General features: G+C 67.0%; 28 protein-coding genes. 9 read left to right on the top strand and 19 right to left on the bottom strand.

The window, feature by feature from the left end:
* Window positions 1-45 precede the first annotated feature (45 nt).
* On the bottom strand, window positions 46-1209 hold the full coding sequence (dinB, locus tag ML01_RS00750) for a DNA polymerase IV (protein ID WP_058553468.1): 1164 nt from the start codon (window positions 1207-1209) through the stop codon (window positions 46-48).
* A 268-nt stretch (window positions 1210-1477) separates the two neighbouring features.
* Window positions 1478-2101 (bottom strand): L,D-transpeptidase, encoded by a 624-nt coding sequence (locus ML01_RS00755; RefSeq protein WP_058553469.1) that lies wholly within the window; start codon window positions 2099-2101, stop codon window positions 1478-1480.
* Window positions 2102-2356: 255 nt separating this feature from the next.
* On the opposite strand from ML01_RS00755, the gene ML01_RS00760 reads away from it, so the two are divergent.
* Window positions 2357-2734 (top strand): nitrous oxide-stimulated promoter family protein, encoded by a 378-nt coding sequence (locus ML01_RS00760; RefSeq protein ID WP_254045100.1) that lies wholly within the window; start codon window positions 2357-2359, stop codon window positions 2732-2734.
* A gap of 21 nt (window positions 2735-2755) precedes the next feature.
* Here ML01_RS00760 and ML01_RS00765 read toward each other — a convergent pair whose 3' ends face one another.
* The 4 genes from ML01_RS00765 to ML01_RS00780 form a co-directional block, all read right to left on the bottom strand.
* A complete protein-coding gene (locus ML01_RS00765; RefSeq protein ID WP_058553471.1) occupies window positions 2756-3328 on the bottom strand; it encodes an NnrU family protein in 573 nt (190 codons plus the stop codon).
* Between the two features lie 46 nt (window positions 3329-3374).
* Window positions 3375-4484 carry an AI-2E family transporter gene (locus ML01_RS00770; RefSeq protein WP_058553596.1) on the bottom strand — a complete coding sequence of 370 codons (1110 nt, stop codon included), beginning with the start codon at window positions 4482-4484 and terminating at the stop codon, window positions 3375-3377.
* A gap of 342 nt (window positions 4485-4826) precedes the next feature.
* Window positions 4827-5225, bottom strand: coding sequence for a hypothetical protein (locus ML01_RS00775; RefSeq protein WP_254045101.1), 399 nt, complete (start codon window positions 5223-5225; stop codon window positions 4827-4829).
* 26 nt (window positions 5226-5251) lie between these two features.
* Window positions 5252-6166: a LysR family transcriptional regulator gene (locus tag ML01_RS00780; RefSeq protein ID WP_058553472.1), complete on the bottom strand. Its 915-nt coding sequence runs from the start codon at window positions 6164-6166 to the stop codon at window positions 5252-5254.
* 458 nt (window positions 6167-6624) lie between these two features.
* On the opposite strand from ML01_RS00780, the gene ML01_RS00785 reads away from it, so the two are divergent.
* Complete coding sequence (locus ML01_RS00785; RefSeq protein ID WP_058553473.1) at window positions 6625-7920, top strand: OmpP1/FadL family transporter; 1296 nt, start codon at window positions 6625-6627, stop codon at window positions 7918-7920.
* Window positions 7921-8117: 197 nt separating this feature from the next.
* Here ML01_RS00785 and ML01_RS00790 read toward each other — a convergent pair whose 3' ends face one another.
* From ML01_RS00790 to ML01_RS00800, 3 genes are all read right to left on the bottom strand, one after another.
* Window positions 8118-8597 (bottom strand): DsrE/DsrF/DrsH-like family protein, encoded by a 480-nt coding sequence (locus ML01_RS00790; RefSeq protein ID WP_058553474.1) that lies wholly within the window; start codon window positions 8595-8597, stop codon window positions 8118-8120.
* A 135-nt stretch (window positions 8598-8732) separates the two neighbouring features.
* Entirely contained in the window at window positions 8733-8963 is a 231-nt protein-coding gene (locus ML01_RS00795) for a sulfurtransferase TusA family protein (protein WP_058553475.1), read from the bottom strand.
* Between the two features lie 163 nt (window positions 8964-9126).
* Entirely contained in the window at window positions 9127-9453 is a 327-nt protein-coding gene (locus ML01_RS00800) for a rhodanese-like domain-containing protein (protein WP_058553476.1), read from the bottom strand.
* A gap of 200 nt (window positions 9454-9653) precedes the next feature.
* Here ML01_RS00800 and cysG point away from each other — a divergent pair, with 200 nt between their 5' ends.
* Both cysG and ML01_RS00810 read left to right on the top strand, forming a co-directional pair.
* Window positions 9654-11087, top strand: a complete 1434-nt coding sequence (gene cysG / locus ML01_RS00805) for a siroheme synthase CysG (RefSeq protein WP_058553477.1) — start codon at window positions 9654-9656, stop codon at window positions 11085-11087.
* A 108-nt stretch (window positions 11088-11195) separates the two neighbouring features.
* Entirely contained in the window at window positions 11196-11963 is a 768-nt protein-coding gene (locus ML01_RS00810) for an ABC transporter substrate-binding protein (protein ID WP_058553478.1), read from the top strand.
* A 14-nt stretch (window positions 11964-11977) separates the two neighbouring features.
* Here ML01_RS00810 and ML01_RS00815 read toward each other — a convergent pair whose 3' ends face one another.
* Window positions 11978-12652 carry a rhodanese-like domain-containing protein gene (locus ML01_RS00815; RefSeq protein ID WP_058553479.1) on the bottom strand — a complete coding sequence of 225 codons (675 nt, stop codon included), beginning with the start codon at window positions 12650-12652 and terminating at the stop codon, window positions 11978-11980.
* Between the two features lie 22 nt (window positions 12653-12674).
* On the opposite strand from ML01_RS00815, the gene ML01_RS00820 reads away from it, so the two are divergent.
* The gene (locus ML01_RS00820; RefSeq protein ID WP_058553480.1) at window positions 12675-13220 is read left to right on the top strand and encodes a protein disulfide oxidoreductase; all 546 of its coding nucleotides are present in this window, start codon (window positions 12675-12677) and stop codon (window positions 13218-13220) included.
* Between the two features lie 104 nt (window positions 13221-13324).
* Window positions 13325-13585, top strand: a complete 261-nt coding sequence (locus tag ML01_RS00825; protein WP_058553481.1) for a hypothetical protein — start codon at window positions 13325-13327, stop codon at window positions 13583-13585.
* Window positions 13586-13643: 58 nt separating this feature from the next.
* On the opposite strand, the gene soeC is transcribed toward ML01_RS00825, so the two are convergent.
* The 4 genes from soeC to soeA form a co-directional block, all read right to left on the bottom strand.
* Entirely contained in the window at window positions 13644-14624 is a 981-nt protein-coding gene (gene soeC, locus ML01_RS00830) for a sulfite dehydrogenase subunit SoeC (protein ID WP_058553482.1), read from the bottom strand.
* A 116-nt stretch (window positions 14625-14740) separates the two neighbouring features.
* Window positions 14741-15463 (bottom strand): sulfite dehydrogenase subunit SoeB, encoded by a 723-nt coding sequence (gene soeB, locus ML01_RS00835; protein ID WP_058553483.1) that lies wholly within the window; start codon window positions 15461-15463, stop codon window positions 14741-14743.
* A 135-nt stretch (window positions 15464-15598) separates the two neighbouring features.
* Window positions 15599-15982 (bottom strand): four helix bundle protein, encoded by a 384-nt coding sequence (locus tag ML01_RS00840; protein WP_058553484.1) that lies wholly within the window; start codon window positions 15980-15982, stop codon window positions 15599-15601.
* 155 nt (window positions 15983-16137) lie between these two features.
* Entirely contained in the window at window positions 16138-19041 is a 2904-nt protein-coding gene (gene soeA, locus ML01_RS00845; RefSeq protein WP_058553485.1) for a sulfite dehydrogenase subunit SoeA, read from the bottom strand.
* A gap of 508 nt (window positions 19042-19549) precedes the next feature.
* Here soeA and ML01_RS00850 point away from each other — a divergent pair.
* On the top strand, window positions 19550-20173 hold the full coding sequence (locus tag ML01_RS00850) for a YcjF family protein (RefSeq protein ID WP_058553486.1): 624 nt from the start codon (window positions 19550-19552) through the stop codon (window positions 20171-20173).
* Window positions 20174-20247: 74 nt separating this feature from the next.
* Window positions 20248-22260, top strand: a complete 2013-nt coding sequence (locus ML01_RS00855; RefSeq protein WP_082673813.1) for an HAD-IC family P-type ATPase — start codon at window positions 20248-20250, stop codon at window positions 22258-22260.
* A gap of 411 nt (window positions 22261-22671) precedes the next feature.
* On the opposite strand, the gene ML01_RS00860 is transcribed toward ML01_RS00855, so the two are convergent.
* The 5 genes from ML01_RS00860 to ML01_RS00875 form a co-directional block, all read right to left on the bottom strand.
* Window positions 22672-23151, bottom strand: a complete 480-nt coding sequence (locus ML01_RS00860) for a hypothetical protein (protein ID WP_058553488.1) — start codon at window positions 23149-23151, stop codon at window positions 22672-22674.
* A gap of 154 nt (window positions 23152-23305) precedes the next feature.
* Window positions 23306-24124: a 4'-phosphopantetheinyl transferase superfamily protein gene (locus tag ML01_RS00865; protein WP_058553489.1), complete on the bottom strand. Its 819-nt coding sequence runs from the start codon at window positions 24122-24124 to the stop codon at window positions 23306-23308.
* Window position 24125: 1 nt separating this feature from the next.
* Window positions 24126-24344, bottom strand: coding sequence for a hypothetical protein (locus ML01_RS30050; protein ID WP_058553490.1), 219 nt, complete (start codon window positions 24342-24344; stop codon window positions 24126-24128).
* A 520-nt stretch (window positions 24345-24864) separates the two neighbouring features.
* Window positions 24865-25038, bottom strand: coding sequence for a hypothetical protein (locus tag ML01_RS28265; protein WP_156427483.1), 174 nt, complete (start codon window positions 25036-25038; stop codon window positions 24865-24867).
* A gap of 28 nt (window positions 25039-25066) precedes the next feature.
* Complete coding sequence (locus ML01_RS00875) at window positions 25067-25621, bottom strand: NAD(P)-binding protein (RefSeq protein ID WP_058553491.1); 555 nt, start codon at window positions 25619-25621, stop codon at window positions 25067-25069.
* Window positions 25622-25911: 290 nt separating this feature from the next.
* Here ML01_RS00875 and ML01_RS00880 point away from each other — a divergent pair, with 290 nt between their 5' ends.
* Window positions 25912-26523 carry a DUF697 domain-containing protein gene (locus ML01_RS00880; RefSeq protein WP_058553492.1) on the top strand — a complete coding sequence of 204 codons (612 nt, stop codon included), beginning with the start codon at window positions 25912-25914 and terminating at the stop codon, window positions 26521-26523.
* Window positions 26524-26531: the final 8 nt, after the last annotated feature.

The following is a 26531-nucleotide window of genomic DNA, read 5'->3' on the forward strand; positions in this document are numbered from 1 at the left end:
GGCTGCGATTCTAGCAATCCGCCCGCCGGCATGCGCTGGCTGAATTTAGTCGCACGGCCCGCGGGCGTCCTTGCCGCGCGCGAGCCCGAAGCCGACGGCACCGTCGCCGAAACGCGCCCTGAGCGCGTCGAGCGTGCGGGCAAGCCTCGCATCGCGCAGCGGCCGATCGGCGACCTCGAACAGGTCCGGCTGGCGCGGCTCAGGCTGCGTGAGAGCGCTCAAGCCGACGCCGATAAGCCGCACTGGGTCCCGCGGCAGGCCCGCGTGCTCGAACAGCCGCCAGGCCTCGGCAAACAGCTCACGCTCGTCGTCCGTCGCCCGGTCCAGGCGGTGCTGGCGCGTGTGGGTGATGAAGCCGGAACAACGGACCTTGAGCGTGACGATGCGCCCGGCCACGCCCTCGGCACGGGCGGTATGGGCGACGTCGGCGGCGAGTGCCCGCAAGGTTTCGCGCAGGTCTGCGCGGTCCGTCCGATCAACGGCGAAGGTGGTCTCTTTCGAGATGGACTTGCGCTGCGTTCGGGGCACCACCTCGCTCGACGCGATGCCGTGGGCCTGTGCGTGCAGCGCCGCGGCGAGCCGCGCGCCCAGGTGCCGTTGCAGCTCCACCACTGGCCGGTTGCGCAGGTCCGCGACCGTGTGGATGCCGACGCGGGTAAGGTGTGGCAGCGTCTGCCGACCAACGCCGCGCAGCACCGCCACCGGTTGCGGGTCCAGGAAGGCCTGTATGTCCGCCGGCGCGACGACGGTAAGCCCATCGGGCTTGCGGTATTCGGAGGCGAGCTTGGCGATGAGCCGGTTGGGGCCGATGCCGACCGACGCGCTGAGGCCGATGGCCGCGGCGATACGGCGCTTGGCCGGCAGCCCGACGGCCTCCGGCGGGCCGATCAGGCGCTCGAGCCCTGAGATGTCGACGAAGGCCTCGTCGATGGACACGGGCTCCACCACCGGCGAGATGGCATCGAGCTCGCGGCGGATGCGTCGGGAAGTCGCGGCGTAATGGGCCATGCGGGGACGCAGGTACACTGCATCCGGGCAACGCCGGTAGGCCTCGGCGATGGGCATTGCCGAGCGGATGCCGGATTGCCGGGCCTCGTAGGAGCAAGTGGCGACCACAGCCCGCCCGCCGGGCAGGGCGCCCACCACCACGGGGCGGCCACGGAGGCGGGGGTCATCGCGCTGCTCGACGGCGGCGTAGAACGCGTCCATGTCTAGCGAGGCAGAGCCTCAGACCGACCAGGGCACGGCGCCTAGTCTTGCGCAGCCCGCTCGTCGGCGCATTGAAGCAAGGGCCAAGGGCCAAGGGCCAAGGGCCAAGGGCCGAGACGGGCTCCCTTGGCCCTCGGCCCTCGGCCCTTTCGCCTGCGAGCGCCGTTTCGTCGTGAAACTTGACTCATCTGCAAACATACGCCGCCGTCAAGCGATCTAGGTGCATGACCCAGCGCTGCATGGTCGGGCGCGCAACGTCCGCTGCTGATCAGCGCACGACCTTGACGCTGTCGCCGACCTGCATCCGGGCGTAGACGAACCGGGCGTCATCATGGCGCAGCCGCACGCAACCGTGCGACGCGTGCTCGTTCGGCACGTAGCCCTCGTGCACCCAGTAGGGCCCCTTGAACTGGATGGCATAAGGCATCGGCGTCGGCCAGTTGAAATAGTTCGTATAGCTGCCGGAGCGCTTGTTGATGTTCTTGGCCGTGACGCGGAACTCGCCCGCCGGCGTCGGATGCTCGGGCGCACCGGCGGAGATCTTGCCGGACCAGACCAAGCGGTCGTCCTCGTAGTACTCGAAGCGGCGATCGCCGAGCAGGATCTCGAGCCTGCGGGCATCTGCCGCCGGCAGCGCGGCAGGATCGGGCGGCGGCGGGACGACCTCCTGCGGCACGGGCGCGAGCTGGGCTTCGCGCTCGGCGACGCTGGAGACGTTCGCGGCCAACGCAGTGGCGTTCTGATCGATGACCTGCGCGGCTGGGTCCGCCGGCACCCGGCCGTCGGTGTGCTGCGCCGCGACGTCCGCGGGCAGTTCGGGGTAACTCTGGTGAGCACAGCCGGTGAGCAGCGCGAGCGCCAGCACCAGCGGTGGAAGGACAAATCTCTGCATCGGGGAATTCCTGGGCCTGTGACGCTGAATGAGGGCCAAGTTGCGGCCAACCGTTAGCTTCTTCGACAGCAGAACACAGGCCGCTTGTTCCGCGGAGCAGACTTTGCCCTCGGCGTCGGGGAAATCCCTAAATTTTACGAACGCTGCACCAGCTCGGACTGCCGATGCGCTCCCGTGACATGTCAGCTTCGTCTGATGTCAGATTTAATTGACAATCGTCAAACCGCGCGCGGTCGCAGCTCGGATAATGGCGCCATGCAAATGCGAGCCCGACCCCTGCGCGCCGCTGGTCTGCGACCGGCCAACCATGGCCACCGCATCGAGCGCGAGCGCCGCACCATCACGGCGATGATCGGCATCTACTGCCGAGACCATCACCATGTCGACGACGCCGGACTCTGCCCGGACTGCGCCGAGCTGCTGCGCTACGCGAATCAGCGGCTCGACGTTTGCGTGTTCGGGGAGTCCAAGATGCCGTGCAACGACTGCAGCGTGCACTGCTACAGCCAGACGCGGCGCGCGCGCATCGTCGAGGTCATGCGCTACGCCGGGCCGCGGATGCCGCTGCGGCATCCGCTGCTTGGCCTGCAGCATTTCTGGGACAAGCTGCGCGCGCGTTTCTCGCTGACCTGAGCGCGCAAGCCGGAGCCGCACTCAGCCGATCGGCGCAACGCCGAACAGCCAGCGGTGCAGAAACAGCAGGAACGCGACGTACAGCGCGACGCCGGCCACCAGCGCGATCCAGTCATTCCATTTGCCCGCCGGCGCCCCGGGCACCGGCGCCGCCGCCCGGCGCTTCAGCGACACGCGATCCACCACCGCCCAAGCCAGAAAGCCGCCGAACAGGAGCAGGTCGGCGAGGGTGCCGTTTGCGAGCAGGTGCGCGACGGCCCAGAGCTTGACGGCGACCAGCATCGGATGCTTCAGCGTCGATTGGATGCGCCCCGGCAGGTACGCCGCCAGCACGAGCGGGAAGACCGGCAGCATCAGCAACAGCGCGACGTGCCGCAGCCATGTGGGCGACTGATACAACACAATCGGGTCGGCCCGCATCGCCCCGTAGCCCAGCACGATCAGCACGACACCGAGCACGGAAACGAGGCTATAGACGAGCTTCCACGGCACCTCGCCGAAGCGGGCAAGTGCCCGCCGACGCCAGTCCGGGCGGACGATGGCAATAGAGTGGGCACCGAGAAATAGCGCCAATCCGAGCATCAACTGCAGCATGGGGGGTCCTGAGGGGCTAGTGAGAATCGAAACGGCACCCGCGGGGTCAGTCTGTGCCGCCCGCGGGCACCTGGGTCGCGTCCTGCTCATCCGCACGCGGCCAAGCGCTCAGGATGGCCTGCACGACGGTCGCGAGCGGGATGGCGAAGAACACGCCCCAAAAACCCCAGATGCCGCCGAACACCAAAATCGCAACGATGATCGCCACCGGATGCAGGTCCACGACCTCGGAGAACAGCAGCGGCACCAGCACGTTGCCGTCCAGGGCCTGGATGATGAGATAGGCCGCGGTCAGCCAGACAAAGGGCGCGCTCCAGCCCCACTGGAACCATGCAATGAGCACCACCGGCACCGTCACGACGGAGGCGCCGACATACGGGATGATCACCGACAGGCCCACTAGGAGCGCGAGCAGCATCGCGTAGTTGAGCCCGAACGCCGAGAAGGTCGCGAAGCTGACTGCCCACACGATCAGGATCTCCCAGAACTTTCCGCGCACGTAGTTCGCAATCTGCCGATCCACGTCCTTCCAGACCGTGCCGGCGATACCGCGATGCCGCGGCATGTAGCGGGCGAACCAGCCGAGGATCAGGTCCTTGTCCTTCAGAAAAAAGAACACCAGGAGCGGCATCAAGATCAGATACACCAGGAGCGTGATGACGCCGACAATGGACGACACGGACATCGACAACAGCCTCTGGCCATAGGCCACCAGCTCGCGGCGCATCGCAGACATGGCCTCATCGACCTGCGCCACGCTCACCAGCTCCGGATAGCGCTCGGGCAGCGCCATCAGCCCCTGCTGGCCCTGCGCCAGCATCTGCGGCAGTTGGTGCACCAGGTCCGACACCTGCCGGTACACCAGCGGCAACACACCCACCAGCACGGCCACGACGAACGCAAGAAATAGCGTGAAAACGACACTGACGGCGATCAGCCGGCGCCAACGCCGGCGCACCAGCAAGGCGACGAAGCCCTCCAGCAGATAGGCCACGACGATGCTCGCGATGACCGGCATCAGCATGTGCCCGAGCAGCAGCACGACCGCGATGATGCCGACGACGAAGACCGTCAGCACGATCACCTGCGGGTCCGAGAAATGCCGCCGGAACCAATCCGCCAGCACCTGGAAGGGGCTCGGATGCGGGGCTCGCAACGGCTGGTGATCCGACGGAATCACGGCGGTCTTGCTGTGGCTCAAGGTTGGGCGGAGGCGGACGCGGATCGACCAGGGGGCGATGCGTGCGCAGGCCTCGACAATTGTCTAGCGAGGCTTGGCCTCAGACCGACGAATCGTGCTCGTCGCTATGGAAATCGAAATCGAAATCGCTATCGAACCGAGTGGCAACGCATCCCGAGGGCCGAGGCGGGCTCCCTCGGCCCTCGGCCCTTTGCCCTCGCTATCGAACGAAGTCACAAACGATACCGATCCCGATACCGATCCCGATTTCGATCCCGATTTCGACGCGCCCGCAAGCATTCGGCGCCGTCACGCAATCTAGTCGACATCGGTCCGCAGCGCCGCATAAGCCCGGGCGAACAGGCCCTCCAGCTCGTCGATGACCGCGGCGGCCGCACGCCCCTGGAGCACGTGGGCACTCATCAGCGCGGAGGTCTCTTGGAGCATTGTACCCCCGTCCAGCATGGGATAACTGCGGCGTAGACGCTTGATGGCGGCCACCACGCTCTCCTCGGCCGGGCGCGTTTCCGGGATAGGCTCGGCGAGCGGCTCGGGCGCCGCGGACCTAGCCGGCGCATCACTTGCGCGTGCGGCCAGAAAGTCCGCGAACACGAGCAGCGTGCGTTGCGCATCGGCGTCGAGGGCGCGGAAGCGCTTGACGAGCCGTCGCTCATCGGCAGAACCCGGTTGCATCTGCATCAGGCCAGGCGGCAGCATAGGCGTGGGTCCAGCCGGGGCCGGCCTCAGATGGCATCCAAGGACTGATGGTTCTTGCAGTAGGCGCGGGCGAACTCAAGCAGTTCCTCCATGACCCGCACCCGAAACTTCTGTTTTTGGTGCACGAAGGAGAACGGCCGCACCAGCGGCGGGTCCAGCGCCAGCGTGACCAATGTGCCGAGCTTGAGCTCCTTCTGCACGGTGGCCTTGGACACCACCGACACCCCCATGCCCGCCTCCACAGCCCCCTTCAAGGCCTCTGGGCTGCCGAGCTCCATGGCGACCTTGAGCCCGGCCGCACAGTCCGGAAGACCGTCCAGATAGCCGTTGATGACGTCCCGGGTCCCTGAGCCCTCCTCGCGGCAGATGAACGGGAAGTCCAGCAACGCACTGAAGTGGATCTGCTTCTGGCCGGCGAGTGGGTGTCCCTTCGGCACGATGGCGACGAGCTGATCCTGCTTGCAGGTCTCCACAACGAGATTCTTGTTCGCGACGGGCGATTCCACGACCCCGAGGTCAATGGCGTTGCTCTCCACCATCGCCACGATGCCGTCGCTGTTCGACACCTTGAGATGGATGGCTACGTCTGGATAGCGCGCGTTGAAGTCGCCGAGCAGCGTCGGGAGCATGTAGTCGGCGATGGTCGTGCTGGCGCCGATGGTCAGCGCCCCGCTGATGTCCCCCGTCAGCTCGCGCACGCCGTTTTCCATTTCGCCATAGAGCTCGAAGATCCGGTCCGCGTACTCGAAGACGCGCCTGCCCGCGTCGGTGAGGCTGATGCGGTTGTGCGTCCGATCGAACAGGCGCGTATTGAAGTACTCCTCAAGCTGGCGGACCTGGAAGGTCACGGCCGGTTGCGTCATGTGCAGCGACTCGGCCGCCTTTGTGAAGCTGAGCATCCGGGCGACGGTATGAAACACCTGCAATCTGCGGTCAGCCATTGCTGGGACCTCGATTCGGTAAGCGCTCGGGCGAACGCATTGTGAAGAGCGGCCGCAGCAGCGTCTCGGCAGGCTCACGACGCCTCCAGGCAGCCGACGAGCGGTCGGTACCGCGGTGCAGCAACCACGCCGCCCCCAATCTTGGTGATGTGTTCGTTACCACAAAACCCAGACCCCAGAAACGGCATGCATAAGCCCGCTTTATAACACAGACGGGAGTGTTCCGCGGGATTTATGCAAAAATTTCAGGTGCTTTGGGCTTTAAACCCCGCCTGGGTCAGTTGCGCGCGGATAAGCATTGGAGCCCCGGCCGGGCCGGCGCGGCCACGGTTACGTGCAAATTCGCAACAGTACTGGAAAAGCGCAACAAAGTGGCGTATCTTTGCCACCATGGTCGGGCGCACGGGTTGCCCCGACCCCATCCCGAGCGACAATAACGACCAGTTACGGGGGGACGAATGACCAGCCTGCACCACTTCCCGACGCGCACAATCACCGCAGCCATCGTCGCGATTTGCGCCTCAAGCAACACCGTCGCATCCGGCTTTGCGGTGCCCGAGCTCTCCACCGCTGGCGTGGGCACGGCCAACGCCCTCGTCGCCAACCCGGAGGAGCGCGGCGCCATCGCGTACAACCCGGCGGCGATGGCCTTTCACGAAGAGAGCACCATCAACCTCGGCATGCTGCTGTTGAATCCCGACCTCAGCGTCAACATCCCGGGCGGCGGCGGCGACGCCACCACAGCGGATTGGTTTGTGGCACCGATGGCACAAATCGCCATTCGCATCGACGACCGCTGGTCCGCCGGGCTCGGCGTCACGGCCCCCTTCGGGCTGGAGACGCGCTGGGCGCTGAATACCTTCCCCCAGCTCACCGGAGTTGTTCCGGGCACGAATATCCCGCTCAGCCCGCAGCCGACGCAGAGCAAGCTTGAGATCGTCGACTTCACGCCGACCGTGACCTACAAGGTCGCGCCCGAGTTTGCCGTGTCCGCCGGTGCCGATATCTACTGGGCGAGGGCCGCCCAGCTCGATTCCTCGATTTCGCAGATGGAGGGCGACGGCTCGGGCCTCGGCTTCAACCTGAGCGCGATGTACGTCAAGGACCGCTTCAGCGCCGGCGTCAACTTCCATTCCGCTTCCACGCTCGATCTACAGGGCAACTTCACGGCACTGGATCGGCGGCTGGTCATGGGGGGCATGAGTCCCAGCCAAACAGCCGAGCTGGACCTGGACCTGCCCTGGCGACTGCAGCTCGGCGTGCGCTATGAATTCATCCCGGACAAGTTTGCCGTGGAATTCGACTGGACCCGAACCGGCTGGAGCGAGTTCGAGGAGATCAAGATCGTCGGCGATCTGAACGGCTCGATCCTGAGCGATGATCAGAATCAGTGGACCGACGCGAATGCCTATCGCGTCGGCGCCACGTACAACTTGACTGAGGCGACGCAGCTACGCTTCGGCTACTCCTTCGACGAGACACCGCAGGGCGACAAGTACTTCAGCGCCCGCGTGCCGGACAACGACCGTCACCTGTTCGGCTTCGGCGTCGCCCACAAGCTGAACGACCGCGTGCACGTTGAGCTCGGCTACATGTACGTGAAGCTGGAAGACCGCGACTTCCGCAGCACGCGCCCGTACGACCGGGCCACCGCGCCGGCCGACATCAACGGCACGACGGCGCTGAGCGGCAAGTATGAGAGCGATGTTCAGCTCATCGGCCTGGAGATCAGCACCTCGTTCGACGCCTTCTGATCATCGCCACCGGCCAACGCCGGCCTGCCACTGTCCCCCAAGGCGCGACACCAGTCGCGCAACCTTTAAGGCCGCCCCACCTTGGGGACGGCCTTTTTTTATCGGCTGACGGCGCAAAGAGAGCCGTGCCAAAGGGTGCGATCAGGCTGTCGGCAACGAAGCTCAGCGTGCGACGCAGCGCCCCCGATGGGCATAGGTCAGATATACAGGCAGATGTCGCTGTCGCCAGCGAACTCAAAGAACGAGGCGGCGCCGGCATACTCAATGCCGTCGATGAACTCGGCGGTGTCCATGTCGAACAGGTCAACGGTCATTTGGCAGGCGATGAGCTTGACCTCGGCCTCCTGACAGAGATCGCGCAGTTGGTCGACGCTGGCGACGCCCTTCGCCTTCATCTTCTGCTTCATCATGGCCGTCATCATGCCCTGCATGCCGGGCAGCGCGAGGCCGAGCACCGGGAACCACTTGTCCATGCCCATGGGCATCGGCATGCCCGGGTTGCCGAGGGGCGTAACCTCCAGCGCCAGCTTTTTCTTTAGGAGCTGCAGACCGTAGAAGGTGAAGAAGATCTGCGTCTGATACCCGAGGGCCGCGGCCGTGGATGCGAGGATGAAGGGGGGGTAGGCCCAGTCGAGGGAGCCCTTGGTGGCGATGATCGCCAGCTTCTTTTCTTCCATCGTGTCCTCCGAAGCGGACCGGCGAAGGTCCTGTGTTGTCGTTGGCGGAAGAGCGCTCGCTCAGCGGAACGCCCGTGACGTGGGGACGAGCACCCGGTTGAGCGCTCGGCGAGGACTTGCGGCGATCGCGCGTCTTTAGGACTTGCGGATCAAAAAGTGGAACTTGCCGCCGTCTTCCTTGGACTCCATCAGCTCGTTGCCGGTCTGCTTGGCGAAGGCGTCGAAGTCCTTCACCGAGCCCGGATCGGTGGCGATGACGTGCAGGATCTGGCCGCCCGTCATGCCGTTCAGCGTCTTCTTCGCCCGCAGGATAGGCAGCGGGCAGTTGAGGCCACTGGCATCCAGTTCCTGGTCGAATTCCGCCATATCGAGTACCTCCGCAGTGGGGTTGGGTGGGGGTTGCCGATTAAGTATTTCAGCAACAGCAAAGATTCTGATTATTAGGCAAAAACCCCTCTCGACGCAACTTCCGCGAGCGGCCCGCGGCCGGGTTTGCGATCGGGGCTCGTGCCGGCCGGGGCGGAACCCATCAACCGCCGGTCAGATGCCCGATGTCGTACCCATGCCGGGCCCAGGCGATGATGCCGCCGCGCAGGTTGAGCGCCTTATCGTAACCTTGCTGGGCAAGGTACTGGCACGCATGGTAGGAGCGCGCGCCGCTGCGGCAGTACAGCACGAACGCTTGGTCCTTGGGCAGCTCCTCCATGCGCACCGGCAGCACATGCATCGGAATATGCTTGGCATTGGGGATGGCGCCCTGCGCGACCTCGGCCGGGGTCCGGATGTCCACCAGCAGCAGGTCTTCACCGTCGGCGAGCCGTGCCCGAAGCGATTCTGAATCGATCTCGTTGACCACGAAACTACCTACACTTTACCCAAGCAATTAAGTATATTAATGAATTTGCACAGACTCGGCAAATGGAGCCGTCGCGCAGCGCGGATCGCGCTGCGCGCCTGCGGCAAACGGCCAAGCGACGGACGCTGCCCCGGTCTGCCGGCACGCGCCCGCGACGACGTGCTTCCCATCAACAGCGAACCACTGCCGCGATCTACCTGATGGACCTGTTACCGATCTTCCTCGATGTCAAGAACGAGCCCTGCCTCGTGGTGGGCGGTGGCCCCATCGCCCTGCGCAAGCTCGAAAACCTACGCCGCGCCGGCGCCCGCGTGCGCCTGGTGTCGCCGGCATTGGTGCCGGACCTCGCGCGCCTGGTCGCGGCGGACGCGACCCTCACCTGGTTCGAGCGGCGCTTCCAGGACGAAGACCTGCTCGACGTCCGACTCGCCATCGCTGCAACGGATGACCGGCGTGTGAACCGACATATTGCAGCGCTCGCCAAGGCCGCCAAGGTGCCGGTCAACGTCGCGGATCAGCCGGAGGATTGCAGCTTCATCATGCCCTCGGTGATCGACCGCTCACCGGTGGTGGTGGCCGTCTCCACCGGCACGGCGTCGCCGGTGCTCGCGCGCATGATCCGCGCCCGGCTCGAGTCCCTGGTACCGGCCGGCTACGGACGGCTCGCGACCCTCTGCGCCCGTTATCGCGACCGGGTCAAGGAACGCTTCGAGCGCCAGCGCGACCGCCGCCGCTTCTGGGATCGCGTCCTGCAGGGCGGGGTCGCGGAGCGGGTCTTTTCCGGGCATCTTGACGAGGCAGACGCGGCGATGGAGCGCGAGCTCGCGGCCGGCGGCAACCCCACCGACATGGGCGAGGTCTACCTGGTGGGCGCCGGCCCCGGCGACCCGGACCTGCTCACCTTCCGCGCGTTGCGGCTGATGCAGCAGGCGGACGTCGTGGTCTACGACCGGCTGGTCGCAAAGCCGATCATCGACATGGTCCGCCGCGATGCCGAGCACATTTACGTGGGCAAGGAGCGCAACAAGCACACGATGCGTCAGGAGGAGATCAACGCGCTGCTCGCGCGTCTCGCGAAAGAAGGCCACCGCGTCCTGCGCCTCAAGGGCGGCGATCCGTTCATTTTCGGCCGCGGCGGCGAGGAGATCGACACGCTGGCCGCCGAGGGCGTGCCCTTCCAAGTGGTCCCCGGCATCACGGCTGCGAACGGCTGCGCCTGCTATGCCGGCATCCCGCTGACCCACCGCGACTGCGCGCAGTCCGTCACCTTCGTCACCGGGCATCTCAAGGACGGCACCATCAACCTGAACTGGCCCCAGCTCGCGCAGCCGAACCAGACCGTCGTCTTCTACATGGGCCTGGTGGGGCTGCGGGTCATCGTGGCGCAGTTGCTCGAGCACGGCGTCTCACCGGACATGCCGGTGGCCCTGGTGCAGCAGGGCACGACGCACATGCAGAAGGTCTATGCCGGCACCTTGGGGAGCATCGTCGCGCGGGTCGAGCAGGACCCGCCGGTGCCGCCGACGCTCATCATTGTCGGCGAGGTCGTGAACCTGCGCGACAAGCTGAGCTGGTTCAGCACCATTCCAGACCCGGAGCAGGGGGCGACAACCCCCCTGCTGCCCGGCGACTGACTGACGGCGCTCGGGTCACACGGATTGCGCGCTCGACGCCGTTCGCCACGGCTCCCATCGCCGGTCGCGCCAAGGGCACTGCCGCCTCGCGCCGGCGCCAGACCTACCGTGGCCTGGATACTCGGGCTCGCGCTGCTGCTGCCGGCGATACTGTCCGCGCAGCCGATCTCCGAGGTCGAACGCGCCACGCTGCGCCTGGGCGTGTCCGCAAGCGGCGCACCGCTCGCGTTCTTCGATCAGGGGGTGCTGCGCGGGCTGATCGTGGACCTGGCCCGGGCGCTCGCGGAAACGCTGGACCGTGAGCTCCAGGTACAGGAGATGCCGGAGGCGCGCCTTGTAGACGCGCTGCGTGGCGGGCGCCTCGACCTGATCCTATCGACGCTGCCGGAGACAGATCTCGCAGCGCTAGGATTGGCCGCGAGCACGCCGCTGTTCGAGACGGGGCAGATGGCGCTGATCCGGACAGAGGACATTGGCCGCTTCGGCCGTCCGGTGGACCTGATCATCACCGACGCCCGCGTCGGCTACCAGCAGGGCACCGCCGGTGCGCGCTTCGTGCAGTCCGGCATGCCACAGGCGGAGCGGGTGCCCTTCGCCGACGTGGACCTCGGCATCGAGGCACTGCGGCGCGGCGACGTGGATGTCTTCATCCACGAGGCACCAACCGTCTGGGCCGTCGCCACCGACGGCGCCGAGGCGCAACTGCTGGGGATCTTTCAGCCGCTCACGGATGCCCGGGCGGCCTGGATCGTCCGTGCCGAGGATCAACTGCTGCGCGCCGGCATTGAGCTGGTGCTGCGGCAGTGGCGGGAAACGGGGCAGCTCAACCGCATCGTGAACCGCTGGATTCCGCTGCGGGTGCAGGTGGCGCCGTGAGTCCGTTGCGGAACTCAGGGTGCAGGCACGACCGTGGTCAGACCCAACGACTCCCAAGCCTGCATGCCGCCCCGATACCACTTGATGCGATGCGCCGGATAACCCATCCCGATCAGAGCCTTGATGTTGGTCGGCGACTGCCCGCACCAGGCACCGTTGCAGAAGAATACCAGGGTCTTGACGCCGTCGAAGCTCCAGATGCCGTCGGCACGGGCGGCACCGAGCTCCAGTTGCAACAGCTCCGCGATCTGCCCCGGCGTCGCATGCGCCGGATCGAGCCGCGTGTAGGCGATGTGTATCGCACCGGGGATGGTGCCGCGGGCCACCCAGTCGGCGCTGCGCGAGTCGATGAGCAGCACCTGCGCATCTCCGCCGGCGATGCGCTGCATGTAGTCGAGCACCTCCAGCTCGCCGACGGTCTCGACCCCCGGCGCCACCTGCATGGGCTGGATGCAGTACGGCGGGCACGGCCGCGCCGTCTGATCGTAGGGCGGGACGATGCGGTGGGTCGGGTCCTGATAACGCAGCACCGGAATGGTTTCACCCCCCACCGGCATCTCGATATAGGGCAGCTCCTCGGTGATCTTGACGCTCAGGTTATCGAGATCGAACACATCCTCCGATGTATCGGCGGCGACTAACCAGCCCGGCCAGCACAGCCCCAGCACCACCAATGCCCGCGCAAACATCAAGCCCCTTCGGAGCCATGCCATGACGACACCTGACGCCCCCGCCCAGACAACGCCAGAGAGCGGCCGGCCGCACCGCCGGAAGTGGCGCGGATTGCTCGTCAATCTGGCCATCGTGTTGGTCATTTTCTTTGGAGTCCAGTGGTTCAAGTCGCGGCCGCTCGCGTCCGGCGCCGCACCGCCGCTGGTCGCTGCGACCGTCGGCGGCGCCCGTGTGGACCTTGCCGCGCTGCGTGGCGCGCCGGTGCTGGTGCACTTCTGGGCGACATGGTGCCCCACCTGCAAGCTTGAGGAAGGCAGCGTCGACGCCATCCGCCAGGACTATCAGGTCATCACCGTCGCGATGCAATCCGGCGGAGAGCGCGAAGTGGCTGGATACCTCGGTGAGCGCGGCCTAGGCTTCGATGCCATCGCCGACCCCTACGGCGAGATCGCCACCGCCTGGGGCGTACCCGCGGTGCCGGCGAGCTTCGTCGTAGACGGGGACGGACAGATCCATTCGCGCAGCGTCGGCTACACCCCGGGCGTCGCACTGCGCGGTCGTCTGTGGGCCGCCGACGGCGAGTAGCCGCGTCCGCAAGAACGCCGGCACAAGCACTGGAGCGTTGCGGCAAGCCGGTCCGCGGCTATAATTCCGCGCATATTAGAAGACACCGATACGGGAGCACCGACATGCCCACTTACGATTACCGCTGCGCGTCCAACGGCCGCATCGTCGAGGTCAGCCACCGCATGAGCGAGAAGCTCAGCACTTGGGGCGAGCTGTGCGAGCGCGCGAACCTGGACTGCGGCGACACACCGCGGGACACCCCCGTGCAGCGCCTCGCCACCGGCGGCAACGTCATCGCGAGCAACAGCTTGGGCAGTGGCTTCGGCCCCGCGCCCGCCTGCGGTTCCGGCGGCTGCGGCGGCGGCATGTGCGGGCTCAACTGACCGCAACGCGCCGAAGCTCGCTAGACCCGAAGGGCCGCACGAAGCGGCCCTTTTTCGTTCAGGCGATGCTCTGGTAGTACAGGTTCTGCGGGTGCTGCGCCTCGGCGAAGAAGTACCAGCGCTCCGCGACCAGCCCCAAGTACTGAATCAGGAAGGCGGCGATGGGCAGCGTCGGCGATTCGAGCACGTAGGACACCGCGATCAACAACAGCGGTATCGGGAACACCAGCACCAGGAAGGCGATGCGCACCATGCGCAGGAGCTCCGGACTCTGATGATGGAAGAACTCGCGGGTATTGAACGAGCCGGCGGTGAAGCCCTGGGACTTCTGCACGATCTTGTTGTGGCGGATGCCGATGGCGGTCTGCAGCGTGCTCTTGTGCTTGAGCGTGGCGTTGCGCAGCAGCGAGGCGGTGCGCGTGCCGAGCGCCAGCAATGTGAAAGCCACGGCCCAGGTGCCGTAGAAGCCGACCAGATGATTGCCGAGGTAGGCCGAGTACGCCGCCGCGAGCATGAAGCCGGAAGCCAGACCGAGAAAGGTGAAGTTGGCGATGGTGTACGGCGAGTGCCATTCTTCCAGGAACTTGACGCTCGCGTAAATCATGCCGGTGCAGACGAAGAGCGCGAACGCGACCAATACCCCCAAGAAGCCGAGCAGCATCGTCGCATCAATAGGCAAGGTTCCGTCACCGGCGACGAACCACGGCTGGGTGAGCCCGAGGAAATGCAAAAGCCCATAGAAGAACACCACCGCCATCATCATCGGCAGCACGATGACCTCCCGCGACAGCCAAGAGGTGCGCCACTTGCTCGCCGCGCGCCACGCCCGCTCCGGGCGCCCGAGGTGGAAGAAAGACGCACCGAGTCCGGCGATCAGCAGCAACAAGGCCAGGGCACTGCCGACGGTGTAGAACTCTGCGCCCTGCGGCTCGATGAGCTTGATGCTCGCATAGAGCTGGCCCGTAAACAGCGCGAGGAATAGGCCCTGCCCCGCGCCGAGCAGCGTGGTCAGGAAGATGACGGAGAAGGCTGGATGCATTTTTTGAGGACCTAGGAGCTAGGGGCTGGGGGCTAGGAGGAGTCCGGTGCCCGGGAGCCGGCATGATCTGCTGATCTGCCTAGCACCTAGCACCTAGCACCTAGCACCTGATTTCGTTACCAAGTGACATCGTCGAGCGTCTCTTCACCGGTATAGACGGTGATGTCTTCCTTCGTCAGCGGGTTGTCGGCACGCTGGAGCTCATCCTCGCTGATGTGCATGCGCGTCTTCTGCCGCGGCAGGTAGTGGTTGGCCGGCTTGGTGCCCCACTCGGGCATCAGCGCATAGCCGCCGCGCTCGCGGATGGCGACCGACACCTCCGAGTCTGGGTCATGCACATCCCCGTAAAGCCGCGCACTGGTCGGGCAGGCGAGCACGCAGGCGGGCTTGCGCTCACGCTCGGGCAGGGACTGGTCGGTGATGCGGTCGATGCAGAGCGTGCACTTCTTCATCACTTGCTGCTGCTCGTCGAGCTCGCGCACGCCGTAGGGGCAGGCCCAGGAGCAATACTTGCAGCCGATGCACTTGTCGTAGTCCACCAGCACGACGCCGTTGTCCTCGCGCTTGTAGCTGGCGCCGGTGGGACAAACGGGCACGCAAGGCGGCTCCTCGCAATGCAGGCAGGACTTCGGAAAGTGCACCGTCTCCGTATTCGGATAGGAGCCGACCTCGAAGGTCTGGACGCGATTGAAGAAGGTGCCCGTCGGGTCAGGCCCGTACGGGTTCTCATCCACCATCGGCCCGGCCCAGCCGGAGGTGTTCCACTGCTTGCAGGAGGTCACGCAGGCATGGCAGCCGACGCAGACGTTCAGATCGATTACGAGGGCGAGTTGGGTCATTGGACTACCGATATCGGAAAACTTGAGAATTCGGTTGGGGAGAGTACGGAGTACGAAGTACGAAGTACGGGGGGCCGTAGCTGGGGACCGCTAACCCCCATCAGTTGCGGCCGGTGAATTTGACTGCGAGCTGGCTCATGTCTGGACATCGGCTTGCTGCTTATCGACTGTCGCGTGCATGCGACCAAGCATGCGGCTTATCTCGACGCAATCGTTCGCAAGCCGGCCGAAGGTGACTGAGTCGATGTAGCTCAGGTCCAGCGCGACATAGAGTTGGCTTCTCACCTCCGCGGCCGAGCCGCGCGCGATCGACAGAAAGCGCTTGAACTCGGCACGGCTGTACCGCTCGTGGCCCTCCGCGATATTCGACATGACCGATACCGCGGCCCGGCGAACCTGATCCCGAAGCGCGAAGTCCCGCTGAAATGCCCCGACTGCGCTGATCCGATAAATCTCCGCGGTCAGAACGCGCGCCTTTTGCCAAGCAAGCCAATCCTCGAAGCGCCGCACACCAGCCATAGCCTCTCACTCCCATGTCGCCGCGGTACTCCGAGCTCCCCATCACCGCCATCAAACCCCGTACACTGTCGGCGCTTGGACCCCGTACTTCGTACTTTGTACTCCTACCCCGTACTTCTTCATCGGAGCTTGCCCCCGTACTCCGTACTTCTTCATTACTTCCGGCCGAATACCCCCGCCACATACGCCTGCCAGCGCCCGCGCGGCCGCCCCGTCTGCCCCGGCAGCGTCTTCATCGGCGCAAACTGCGGCTCGGTGATCTGCTCCTTCGGGCCTTCGGCCTTGTAGATGCGCACGCGCAGATCGAACCAGGCCGCTTGGCCGGTGACCGGGTCGGAGTTGGACAGGTGGCTACCGGCACCGCCGTTGGGCAGCTCTTCACCGATGAGGTGATTGAGCAGGAAGCCCTTCTTGGACTCATCGGCCTTCGGGTCCAACGCCCAGGCACCCGCGGCCTTGCCGATGGCGTTCCAGGTCCAGACCGTGCCGGGCTCGACGGCCTCCGAGTAGCGGCACATGCACTTGACCCGTCCGAGGTGCGATTCCACCCAGATCCAGTCGCCGTCCTCAATACCCTGGGCGATGGCGAGCTTCGGGTTCACGAACAGGTAGTTGTGGCTGTGAATCTGCCGCAGCCAGGCGTTCTGGCTGTCCCAACTGTGGTACATGGCCATGGGCCGCTGGGTCAGCGCGGCCAGCGGGTAGCGATTGCGATCCACGAGCTGGCCCTCCAGCGGCTCGTACCAGAACGGCAGCGGGTCGAAGTAGGTCTCGATGCGCTCGCGCAGGTGCTCCGGCGGCTGCCGCCCGGGCCTTTTGCCCTGCGCCGCCGCGCGGAATCGCTGCAAGACCTCCGAGTAGATGTGCAGCGTGATGGGCTCCGCCCAGCGCGTCAGCGCGTGCGCACGCGCCCAGTGCAGATAGCCCTTGTTCCAGTTGCGCATGTATTGGTAACTGCGCGGCAGCTCATGATGGAACACGCAGCCGTTGGCGGCGTACTGCTCCCACTGGCGCGGATTCGGCTCGCCCTTCAGGTACTTCTCGCCGAAGTTGCCGCGCCAGCCCGCCAGAAAGCCGATGCCAGAGCCGGGCGAGGTCTCGTAGTTGACGATGAAGTCCGGGTAGTTGCGGTACTTGGGCGTGCCGTCCTGCTTCACGAACGCCGGCAGCTTGAGCCTGCCGCCGAGCTCGATGAGCACGTCCTGGAAGGGCCGGCATTCGCCCTTGGGCGGCAGCACGGGCAGGCGCACGGCGTCCACCGGGCCGTCGAACTCCGAGATAGGCCGGTCCAGCATCGACAGCACGTCGTGGCGCTCAAGATACGTCGTGTCGGGCAGCACCAGATCCGCGAAGGCGACGGTCTCCGACGAGAAGGTGTCGCAGACGACGAGGAACGGGATCTTGTACTCGCCGTTCTCGTCGGTGTCGCTCAGCATCCGCCGCGCTTCGGTGGTGTTCATCGACGAGTTCCAGGCCATGTTCGCCATGAACAAGAACAGCGTGTCGATCGGGTACGGGTCACCGCGCCAGGCATTGGTGATGGCGTTGTGCATCAGGCCGTGCGCGGCGAGCGGGTACTCCCAGCTAAAGGCCTTGTCCAGGCGCACCGGCCGGCCGTCGTCATCGACGAACAGGTCCTCCGGCCGCGCCGGCCAGCCGAGCGGCAGGCCCTCCAGTGGCGCCTCCGGCTGCACGGCATCCGGATGATTCGGCGGCTTCGGGCAGGGCGGAATGGGCTTCGGGAAGGGCGCACGATGCCGGAAGCCGCCCGGGCGGTCGATGGTGCCGAGCAGCGTCATCAGGATGGCGAGCGCGCGAATGGTGTGAAAGCCGTTCGAGTGCGCCGCGAGCCCGCGCATGGAATGAAAGGCCACCGGGTTGCCAGTCACGGTCTCGTGCTCCTTGTCCCAGCAGTCCGTCCAGGGAATCGGCAGCTCGATCTTATGGTCGCGCGCGGTGACGCCCATCTCGTGCGCAAGCCTGCGGATGGTGTCCGCGGGAATGCCGGTGATGTTCTCGGCCCACTCCGGCGTATAGGGCTCCACGCGCTCCTTGAGCAACTGGAATGATGGCTTCACCGGCGTGCCGTCCGGCATGGTGTAGCTGCCCATCAGGCGCGGGTCGGCGCCTTCGCTGCGCGCCAGCACCGGCGCCTGCTTGTGCCGCTCCCACCAGAGCTTGTTCTGCGGGTCGGTGCAGCCCTCGACGATCTCGGCGTCCGGGTCGCGCAGGAACATGCCGTGGTCGTCGCGGCTTGGATCATCGATGACCAGCTCCGCCGCGTTGGTGTACTGGATCAGGAAGTCCCGGTCGAACAGGCCGAGCTTGATGTTCTCGTGGATCAGCGCCAGCAGCAGCGCGCCGTCGGTACCCGGCTTGATCGGCACCCATTCATCAGCGATGGCCGAATAACCGGTGCGGATCGGGTTGACGGACACGAAGCGCCCGCCGCGGCGCTTGAACTTGCTGATCTGGATCTTGAGCGGGTTCGAGTGATGGTCCTCGGCCGTGCCGATCATCACGAACAGCTTGGCGCGCTCCAGGTCCGGCCCGCCGAACTCCCAGAACGAGCCGCCGATGGTGTAGATCATGCCCGCGGCCATGTTCACGGAGCAGAAGCCGCCGTGGGCGGCGTAGTTCGGCGTGCCGAACTGCTTCGCAAACATGCCGGTCAGCGCCTGCATCTGGTCGCGGCCGGTGAAGAGCGCGAACTTCTTCGGGTCCGTGGCACGCAGCTTGCCCAGGCGCTCCGTCAGCATGTCCATCGCCTCCGCCCAGGAGATCTCCTCGAACTCGGACTCGCCGCGCTTGGCGCCCGCCTTGCGCCGCAGCGGCTTGGTCAGGCGCGCCGGCGACACCTGCTTCATGATGCCCGAGCTGCCCTTGGCGCAGATGACGCCATGGTTCAGCGGGTGGTCCGGGTTGCCTTCGATGTAGCGGACTTGGCCATCCCGCAGATGCACGCGGATGCCGCAGCGGCAGGCACACATGTAGCAGGTCGTGTCCTTGACCTCGGTGTGGCCCTTGGATCGGTCGGATTGAACGGCGGGATCTTGCATGGCGGCATCCAGGTGGACGGCTTTAAGCTCGAATTTGGAGCGAATCCGAACATTCTAATGTTCGCGACGCAAAGTTACGAAACCTTTCCGTAGCTTCAAGGGCAGAGATTACAGGGTTTTCCGCAACTTAGATCCGTAACACCTTGTCTCGACACCCCATTCGCTGCGGACCTGCCCGGGGGATTATCGGGGTCCGCGGAACGTCGGCGACGTTGATGCATGCGATCAATCGCGATCCAGCCGAGCCCGGTCACGAGACCGAGCGCACAGCCCGGCACGATGCCCTTGGGTCCAAGCAGCGCGGCGCGACCCGCCGCCCAGCGTCCGTGCCCGTATGCCGTGCCGGCGGAGGCGCGCGGCAGATTTTTCGGCGACAAGAGATTCTTTGTCAGCAGCAATGGGTCGTGATTGGTGCCGGCGCGCTGCCGGCGCAGGATGCGTGCCACCGTTGCCGCGAACGTGACATGCCGGCACTACCGCTTACAAACGCAGCGAGGAGACGCACGCGATGACCGAGCAAGCACAGTCGGATGCCGCCGCCGATGGCGGCACCGCATCTTCCGACGCCGCGGAGTCCGATCCGTTGACCCCCGAGGCACGTCATGCCGCCGCAGAGCGCATGGTCCACCAGTACACCCTTGGCGCCATGGCCGTCGGCATGGTGCCGGTACCGCTGGTAGACCTCGCGGCATTGCTGGCGTTGCAGCTCAAAATGCTGCACAGCCTGGCCGGGGTCTACGACATCGCGTTCAAGGCGGACCTCGGCCGCTCCGCCGTCGCCAGCCTCCTCGGCAGCCTGCTGCCCTCCACCGCGGCGCCGACCCTGGCCGCAAGCCTCGGCAAGCTGATCCCCGTCTCCGGCCAGCTCCTCGGCGGCGGCACGCTGGTGATCCTGAACGGCGCCGCGACCTTCGCGCTGGGCAAGGTCTTCATCCAGCACTTCGCCGCCGGCGGAACCTTCCTCTCCTTCGACCCGGAGGCGGTCCGCGACTACTTCGAGCAGCAGTTCGAGGCGGGCAAAAGCGTGGCGGCGGAGCTCAGACCCAAGGCCCGCCGCAATGGCGCCAAGACCCGCGGCGCTCCCGGTGTTGCTCCCGACGCCTCGGCAACGGAGCACCCGCCGAGCGAATGACAGCGCAGCTTCCAACGCGGGCAACGGAACGGGCGCCGGCGGACCGCCGGCCGCCGCTGCACCTGAGCTGAACCATGGCGTTACTTCAGCTCGGGCTTGCGCTTGGCGCCTACGCCGGCCAGCGCGTCGTGGAGGGCGGCCAGCGCCCGCGGCGACTGCGGCGCCATCTGCGCGAGCGGGGCGCGGGTGGTACAGGGCAGTCTCCCGCAGCGGCAGACGCGGCGGATATCTTGCTCCGGCGGCGCGCGGACGCCCGGGCCGGCAGTTGGGCGGTGGCGCTGTGCCTCGGCAGCTATGCCGTCCCGGTCCTGACGCCGGCGGCACTGGCGGTCACCATCTACAGCATGTTGCCGCTGTTGCGCGCGGGCGAGCGGGCGCTCGTGCGAGACGGCCGGGTCGGCGACGATGCAGTCAACGTCGCAGTCTGTGTCGGCGCGCTGGGGCTCGGCCAGCCGCTGGCCGCCGCGGTGCAATGCTGGATCCGTCACGCCGCCGATGTGGCCGTGCTGGGCAGCCGCGAGCGCGCGCGCCGCCTGCTCGATGCCGGGCTGCCGACGCCGGCGCAGGCACGGGTGCTGCACGGCGACACCGAGGTGCCCACGGCGGTGGACGCGCTGCGCCCCGGCGATATCGTGGCGCTTGCCACCGGCGAGCCGGTGCCCGTAGACGGGCGCATCGAGCGCGGCAGTATCAGCGTCGATCAACAGCAGCTCACCGGGGAGTCGGTGCCACGGGCGCTGGGTCCGGGCGATGCCGTCTATGCCGGCACCCTGGTGCTGCGCGGCGAGGCCCGGGCGCGGGTGACGGTCGCCGGCCGGGACACGACGCTGGCGCGGGTGCAGCGGATCCTGCGCGAGGGGGCCGGGCATCACACGCAGCTACAGCTCAAAGCCGAGGCCGTTGCCGATGCCGCCGCGCTGCCGCTGCTAGGCGTGAGCGCCCTGGCCTGGCCCGTCATCGGCCCGTCGGCGGCGCTGGCGATCCTGTTCAGCGCACCCATCAATGCGGTGCAGGCCACCGCTGCCCTGGCCGTCTCCAACCAGCTCGCCGCGCTGCTCCGCGACGGCATCCTGGTCAAGGACGGCCGCGCGCTGGAGGCACTGGCGGAAGTCGACACGGTGCTGTTCGACAAGACCGGCACCCTGACCACCGATGCGCTCTCGGTCACCGAGGTCGTCGCCACCGGTGGCTGGGCACCGGCGCGCGTCTTGGCCGTGGCGGCCGCCGCCGAGGGCCGGCTTACGCATCCCCTGGCACAGGCCCTGGTGACGGCCGCCGCGCAGCAGTCGCGGTGCGCGCCGCTGCACGCCACCACGACGGATTTCACCGTCGGCTCCGGCGTCAGCGCCATCATCGACGGCGAGCAGGTGCTGGTGGGCGGTCGCCGCCACCTGCACGATGCGGGCATCCCCATCGACGCGCGCGCCCGGCGTACGCTCGCCGCCGCCGAGGTCCAGGGCGCAACCGCCCTGCTGGTGGCGGACGCGGTGGCGGTGCAGGGGGTGATCAGCCTGCGCGGCCGCGAGCGCCCCGAGGCCGCCGGCATCCTGCATTTTCTGCACGACCACGGCATTGCGCAGGTGGCAATGGTCTCCGGCGATGCCGAGGAGCCGACCCGCGCCCAGGCGCAGGCGTTCGGCCTGACGGAGGCCTACAGCAATGTGCTGCCCGAGGACAAGGCGGCGCTGGTCAAGCGTCTGCAGGCGGCGGGCCGCCGCGTCTGCTTCATCGGCGACGGCGTCAACGATGCACTCGCCATGCGCCAGGCCGACTGCGCGATCTCCCTGCACGGCGGCGCCGACCTCGCCACCGACACCGCCGGCATCCTGCTGCTCGACGGCGGCCTGCGCCGGCTGCCCCGCTTGCTCGCCACCGCCCGCGCGCAGCAGTCACAGCTACGCCGGGTACTGACCTACTGGGGTGGCTATGCGGTGGTGAACACCGGCCTCAACCTGGGTCTGCGCGTCGGCGTGCTGCCGTCGTCGCTGCTGTTCGGAGCCGTCTTCGGTGTCGGCTTGCTGACGACGAGGCCATCCCGCTCGTTGCCGGCGACGCCGGTCCCCGGCGGCGCCCGCGTCACGCGCTGATTCGGGCGCTCAGAGGCCTTTGGGACGAGGGGTATTGACTCGAGTGTTGACCTGGAGTGTTGACCTCCATGTCAACACGGCGACAGCGCGGGGTGCACTGTGTCGCGACTGGGAGCCGACCGGGAGGTCGGCTCTCCGGCCGGCCTCAAGCTCGGCTACGAGCGGGCAAGTGGTTGGCGGCGCTAAATGCTTGCAGGCTTAGTCAAATTTCGACGGGGCGTCGGACTGGCCAGGCGCGTCGGGATCGGGATGGGTTGCCACTGGTTCGATTTCGATAGCGATTTCGATACCGATGAGCACGACTCGTCGGTCCGAGGCTCTGCCTCGCTTGCTCCTAGCTCCTAGCTCCTAGCTCCTAGCTCCTAGCTCCTAGCTCCTAGCTCCTAGCTCCTAGCTCCTAGCTCCTAGCTCCTAGCCCCTAGCCCCTAGCCTCTGCTGCCAGAGCCGGCGGCGGCGAAAACGCATCACATCCGCATCGCAGTCCACGGCGGCCTTGCAAGCGAGACAATAGTGGCCAACCAGCGAGCGCAAGCCGGCTTCGAGCGCCGGCCAGTCGGCAAGCTCGCCGTCGACCAGCCAGGCGAGCTCGAGCTCGAAGTCCGCGCAGAAGCCGGCGACCTGCTCGGCAAGGGCCGCGCGGCCGATGCCGTCGAGGTCTTCGATCCAGCCGCGCAGTCCGGCGTCGGTGATGTTCTCCTCGGCCAGCGCCCAGGCGCTGAAGCGCTCGGCCAATCGGCGCTGATCGGCACCGCCCAAGCGGCGCGCGCCGTCGCGCATCCAGCCGCCGAGGTCCGCGGCAAAGTCCTGCATTTCGGTGGCCATGCCCGTCAGGCGGGCGTGCAGCGTAGTTCCCATGGTTGCCGGTGGCTCGGGGATGGTGTCGGCGGTCATCGCCGGTGTCGTCAGCGCAGGTTAGGCGACCGGAGCCCGGATCGCCAGCACGCCGAAGCACCGCTCGCCGCCTGCGCTTGCGAGACGCAATAAAAGCTTTGCCGTCAGCGCGTCGCGGTGCCGCCCGCCCCTGCGCCGGCTGGACCCATCATGCTCACCGGTGTGCCGCGGCCATGGGCACGGCTCGGACCCATGCCAGCTCCGTGGCCGCCGTGCAGCCCGCCAGCGCAGCCCCGGTTGCGTCGGCGCCGTCCGGCGTATGCAGCAACGCTTGAAAGCGCGCCCCGGTTGCCGCCGGCACCGCGGCGGCCAGAGTCCAGCCGCCCGGCTCCAGATGCAGCAGCAGGCAGCGCCAGTGCGCGGCCGGGTGGTCCGCGCCGGCCGGCCCGTGCAGCGCAATCGCGGCGGGCGCGCTGCCGGTGAGGCGGAAGGCGAAGTCCGCGAGGCCCATGGAGAGGCCAAGGCCCAGCGCCTTCACATAGGCCTCCTTCAGCGTCCACAGGTTCCGGAAGGTCGTCGCCTCGGCGGCCGACCCGGGTGCGCCCGCTGCGGCCACCGCCGCGGCCTCCTCGGCGGCGAAAAAGCGCTCGGTGATGGCGCGTGCGTCCTGCATGGGCCGCGGGCATTCGGCATCGACACCCACCGGCAGCCCCCGGCTCAGGGCGCAGCACACGAGCCCCCGCGTGTGAGACAGATTGAAGCGCAGCCCGCGGGCCTCCGGGCAAGCGATCGGGTCGATCTCGGGGCGGCCGTGGGCGCCGCGGATAAAGCGCCACTGCGCGAGATCAACCGGCACCTGCGCCGACAGGGCGCGGCGCAGCAGCACATGGGCGGCCTGGTACAGCTCGCGGTCGGCCGCGAAACGAAAGCGCGCCGCACTGGCCTCCTCCCCGGCATCGAGCACGCCCGCGTGAGCGGCGAGCCGGGCCAGTGCCGGGCCGCCGTGAGCGATGTGGAGTACGACCTCGTGCATCTCAGTCAACCGACGAGTTGTGCAGCAGAAACGCCAGGTCGGTCTGCTGGAAGCGGGGCAAGGTCGTGCCCGCCTGTTGCAGGAACGCATGCCAGGGTGCGTGCGCGCGCCAGTGCGCCTGCAGTTGCGTCGCCACCGCATGGGAGATGTCGTAGGTCTCGACGCAGCGCGGCGCCTGCTGGCGGAACAGCGCAATGCCCTTGCGCAGGTCGCCGCCCATGGTCGCAGACGATCTGCACCGGCACGCCCGTGCGCGCGCTCACCCGTTCCAGCACCGCCGCCACCCGCAGCCCCGTACTGTTCGCCATTACCGCCACGGCCAGCACCGTCATGTCGCCATGGCGGGGCGAATACCCGGTCGCGGGCAACCGACTGGCGGGGATGCCGAGCACCACCAGACACTTCAGCGCGCCCAGGGCCACCGTATGGTCGATGACGAAAATCCAATCGTCATGCCGCGGCAGCGCACGCCGCAGCACGCCCAAACCCAACCGGCAGCACCAATTGAGCACGGTGGTCGCGGCCGGCACGCCCGGCGGCAGGTGGCCCGCCATCGCGCGCAGGACCGCGCCGACCCCGCGACAACCGAGGCCGACATGCAGATACAACTGCAAGCTGAGCCGCATCACCTCCAGGCAATGGCGGTGGTTGGCGACCCGCGTCGCCACAGGCGTCGCCATGGGGGAGGCTCCTCGTCACCGTCTTCACCGCCGGCTGCGGCGCGCGCCGACGCGCCGCCCTCAGCCGCCAACGCCCGCGTTCTTCCAGTAGCTACGGCTGTGCTCCAAGTCGCGAATCCGCACCTGCGCGGCACGCAGGCGCTGCTGGCGCTCCTGCGCTTTGTCTTTCCAGGCGTCGCGTCCGCGGCTGGCGAGCCCCAGCAGTCGCGCGACGGGGGTCTTCAAATCGCTCATGCGGGTCGAGCCTCAGATTGCGTGTCCACTACGCACAGCGCAGGGAAATCCTCGCAGATCCAAGGACTTTCGACGCTTCCGCTGGCTTCTTCAAGTCCGTCCTCGGCTTTGCCTGCCAAGCGCCTGTTCTGCATGAACGGCTGAGGGCGGTTTTGGCGCAGATTGAACTATCTAGCACCTGACGGCGGGCCGTTGCAACCTCCTCCTGCGCGCTCCTTGCGCGCACTCGCCAGCGTCCGGTATCCGCATCGCGGCGGACCGAGGTGATGCGCGTGGAGAAACGGATGTGCAGGAAGCGCTCGAAGCGCGCGGCGTAGCTGTACAGGTATTCGAGGTATTCGCCGCAGCTCCAAACGCGTGCCTCGACATCCCGGGACGAATGGTCGCCGAAGCTGGTGAGCAAGTTGCTGCTCGTGAGCAGCAGCTCGTCGTAATGGTTTGCGAAGACACCGCCGATTATCGGCTGCTGCTCGAAGGCAACGACATCATGACTCTGCTGGATCAGCTCTTTGGCCGTAACCAATCCCGATGGCCCCGCGCCAATCACGGCGATCCGCCGACGCTTGGCCCCCGTCTCATTCACTTTATGCTGGTCTCCCACCGCGCGTTGAACCGCTGCTTTTCCGCTGAACCTAGTTGATCAGCACAGCGTCGATCTTAGTCAATGGGGGAGTCGGCGAACAGGTGAAGCTCTTGCCTCTGCGAAACCCGTCGATCGCTGTGGCAAGGCGGCCGGTCAGCGCATGACGCGCATTGGCTCGCGCAACAATTCCTTTGTCCGCGCCAACAACGGCGCACGCGCGGGCAGCCGGGCCGGGCTAGCATCGGCGTGGCGACGGGTGTGCTGCCGGTCGATTCCTGCGGAGATAGTCCATGTCTGAGCCCGACGCGGCGCCCCCGGCGACGGATCCAGATCCGGATCCGGCCGTGGAGCACGCGCTGGCCGCTGCCGTAGCGGCCGAGCAACTGACGCGCGACATCGACGCCGCCGTGCGCCGCGAGCAGGCCGAGAACCTGATCCAGCGCCACATGCTCGCGGCGGCGGCGTTGGCCCTGGTGCCCGTGGCGCTGCTCGATATGGCGGGCCTGATCGCGAGCCAGATCGCGATGACGCGCGCGCTGGCGCGCTGCTTCGACGTGCCCTTCGACGAGGTGCGCGCCCGGGCGGTGCTGCTGTCTCTGCTGACCGGGAGCGCGCCGACGCTCTCGATGCTCGCGCTCAGCTCCGGTGCGAAGCTGATACCCGGCATCGGCACCTTGGCGGGCAGCGGCAGCATCGGGGTGGCCGGCGGCGCCGTGACCTATGCGCTGGGCAAGGTGCTGGCCCATCACTTCGAGCATGGCGGCACCCTGCGCGGCCTCGACGGCAGCCGGCTACGCGGGCGCTTCCGGCGCGAGCTGCGGCGCGGCTGGAGCCTTGCGCAGGGGGCCATTCCGGGCAGTCGCAAGCGTCCATCCGCGGACCAAGTCAATGCGGCCGACTGACCGGGCTC

The organism is Thiohalocapsa sp. ML1 (assembly GCF_001469165.1).
Lineage (GTDB): Bacteria > Pseudomonadota > Gammaproteobacteria > Chromatiales > Chromatiaceae > Thiohalocapsa.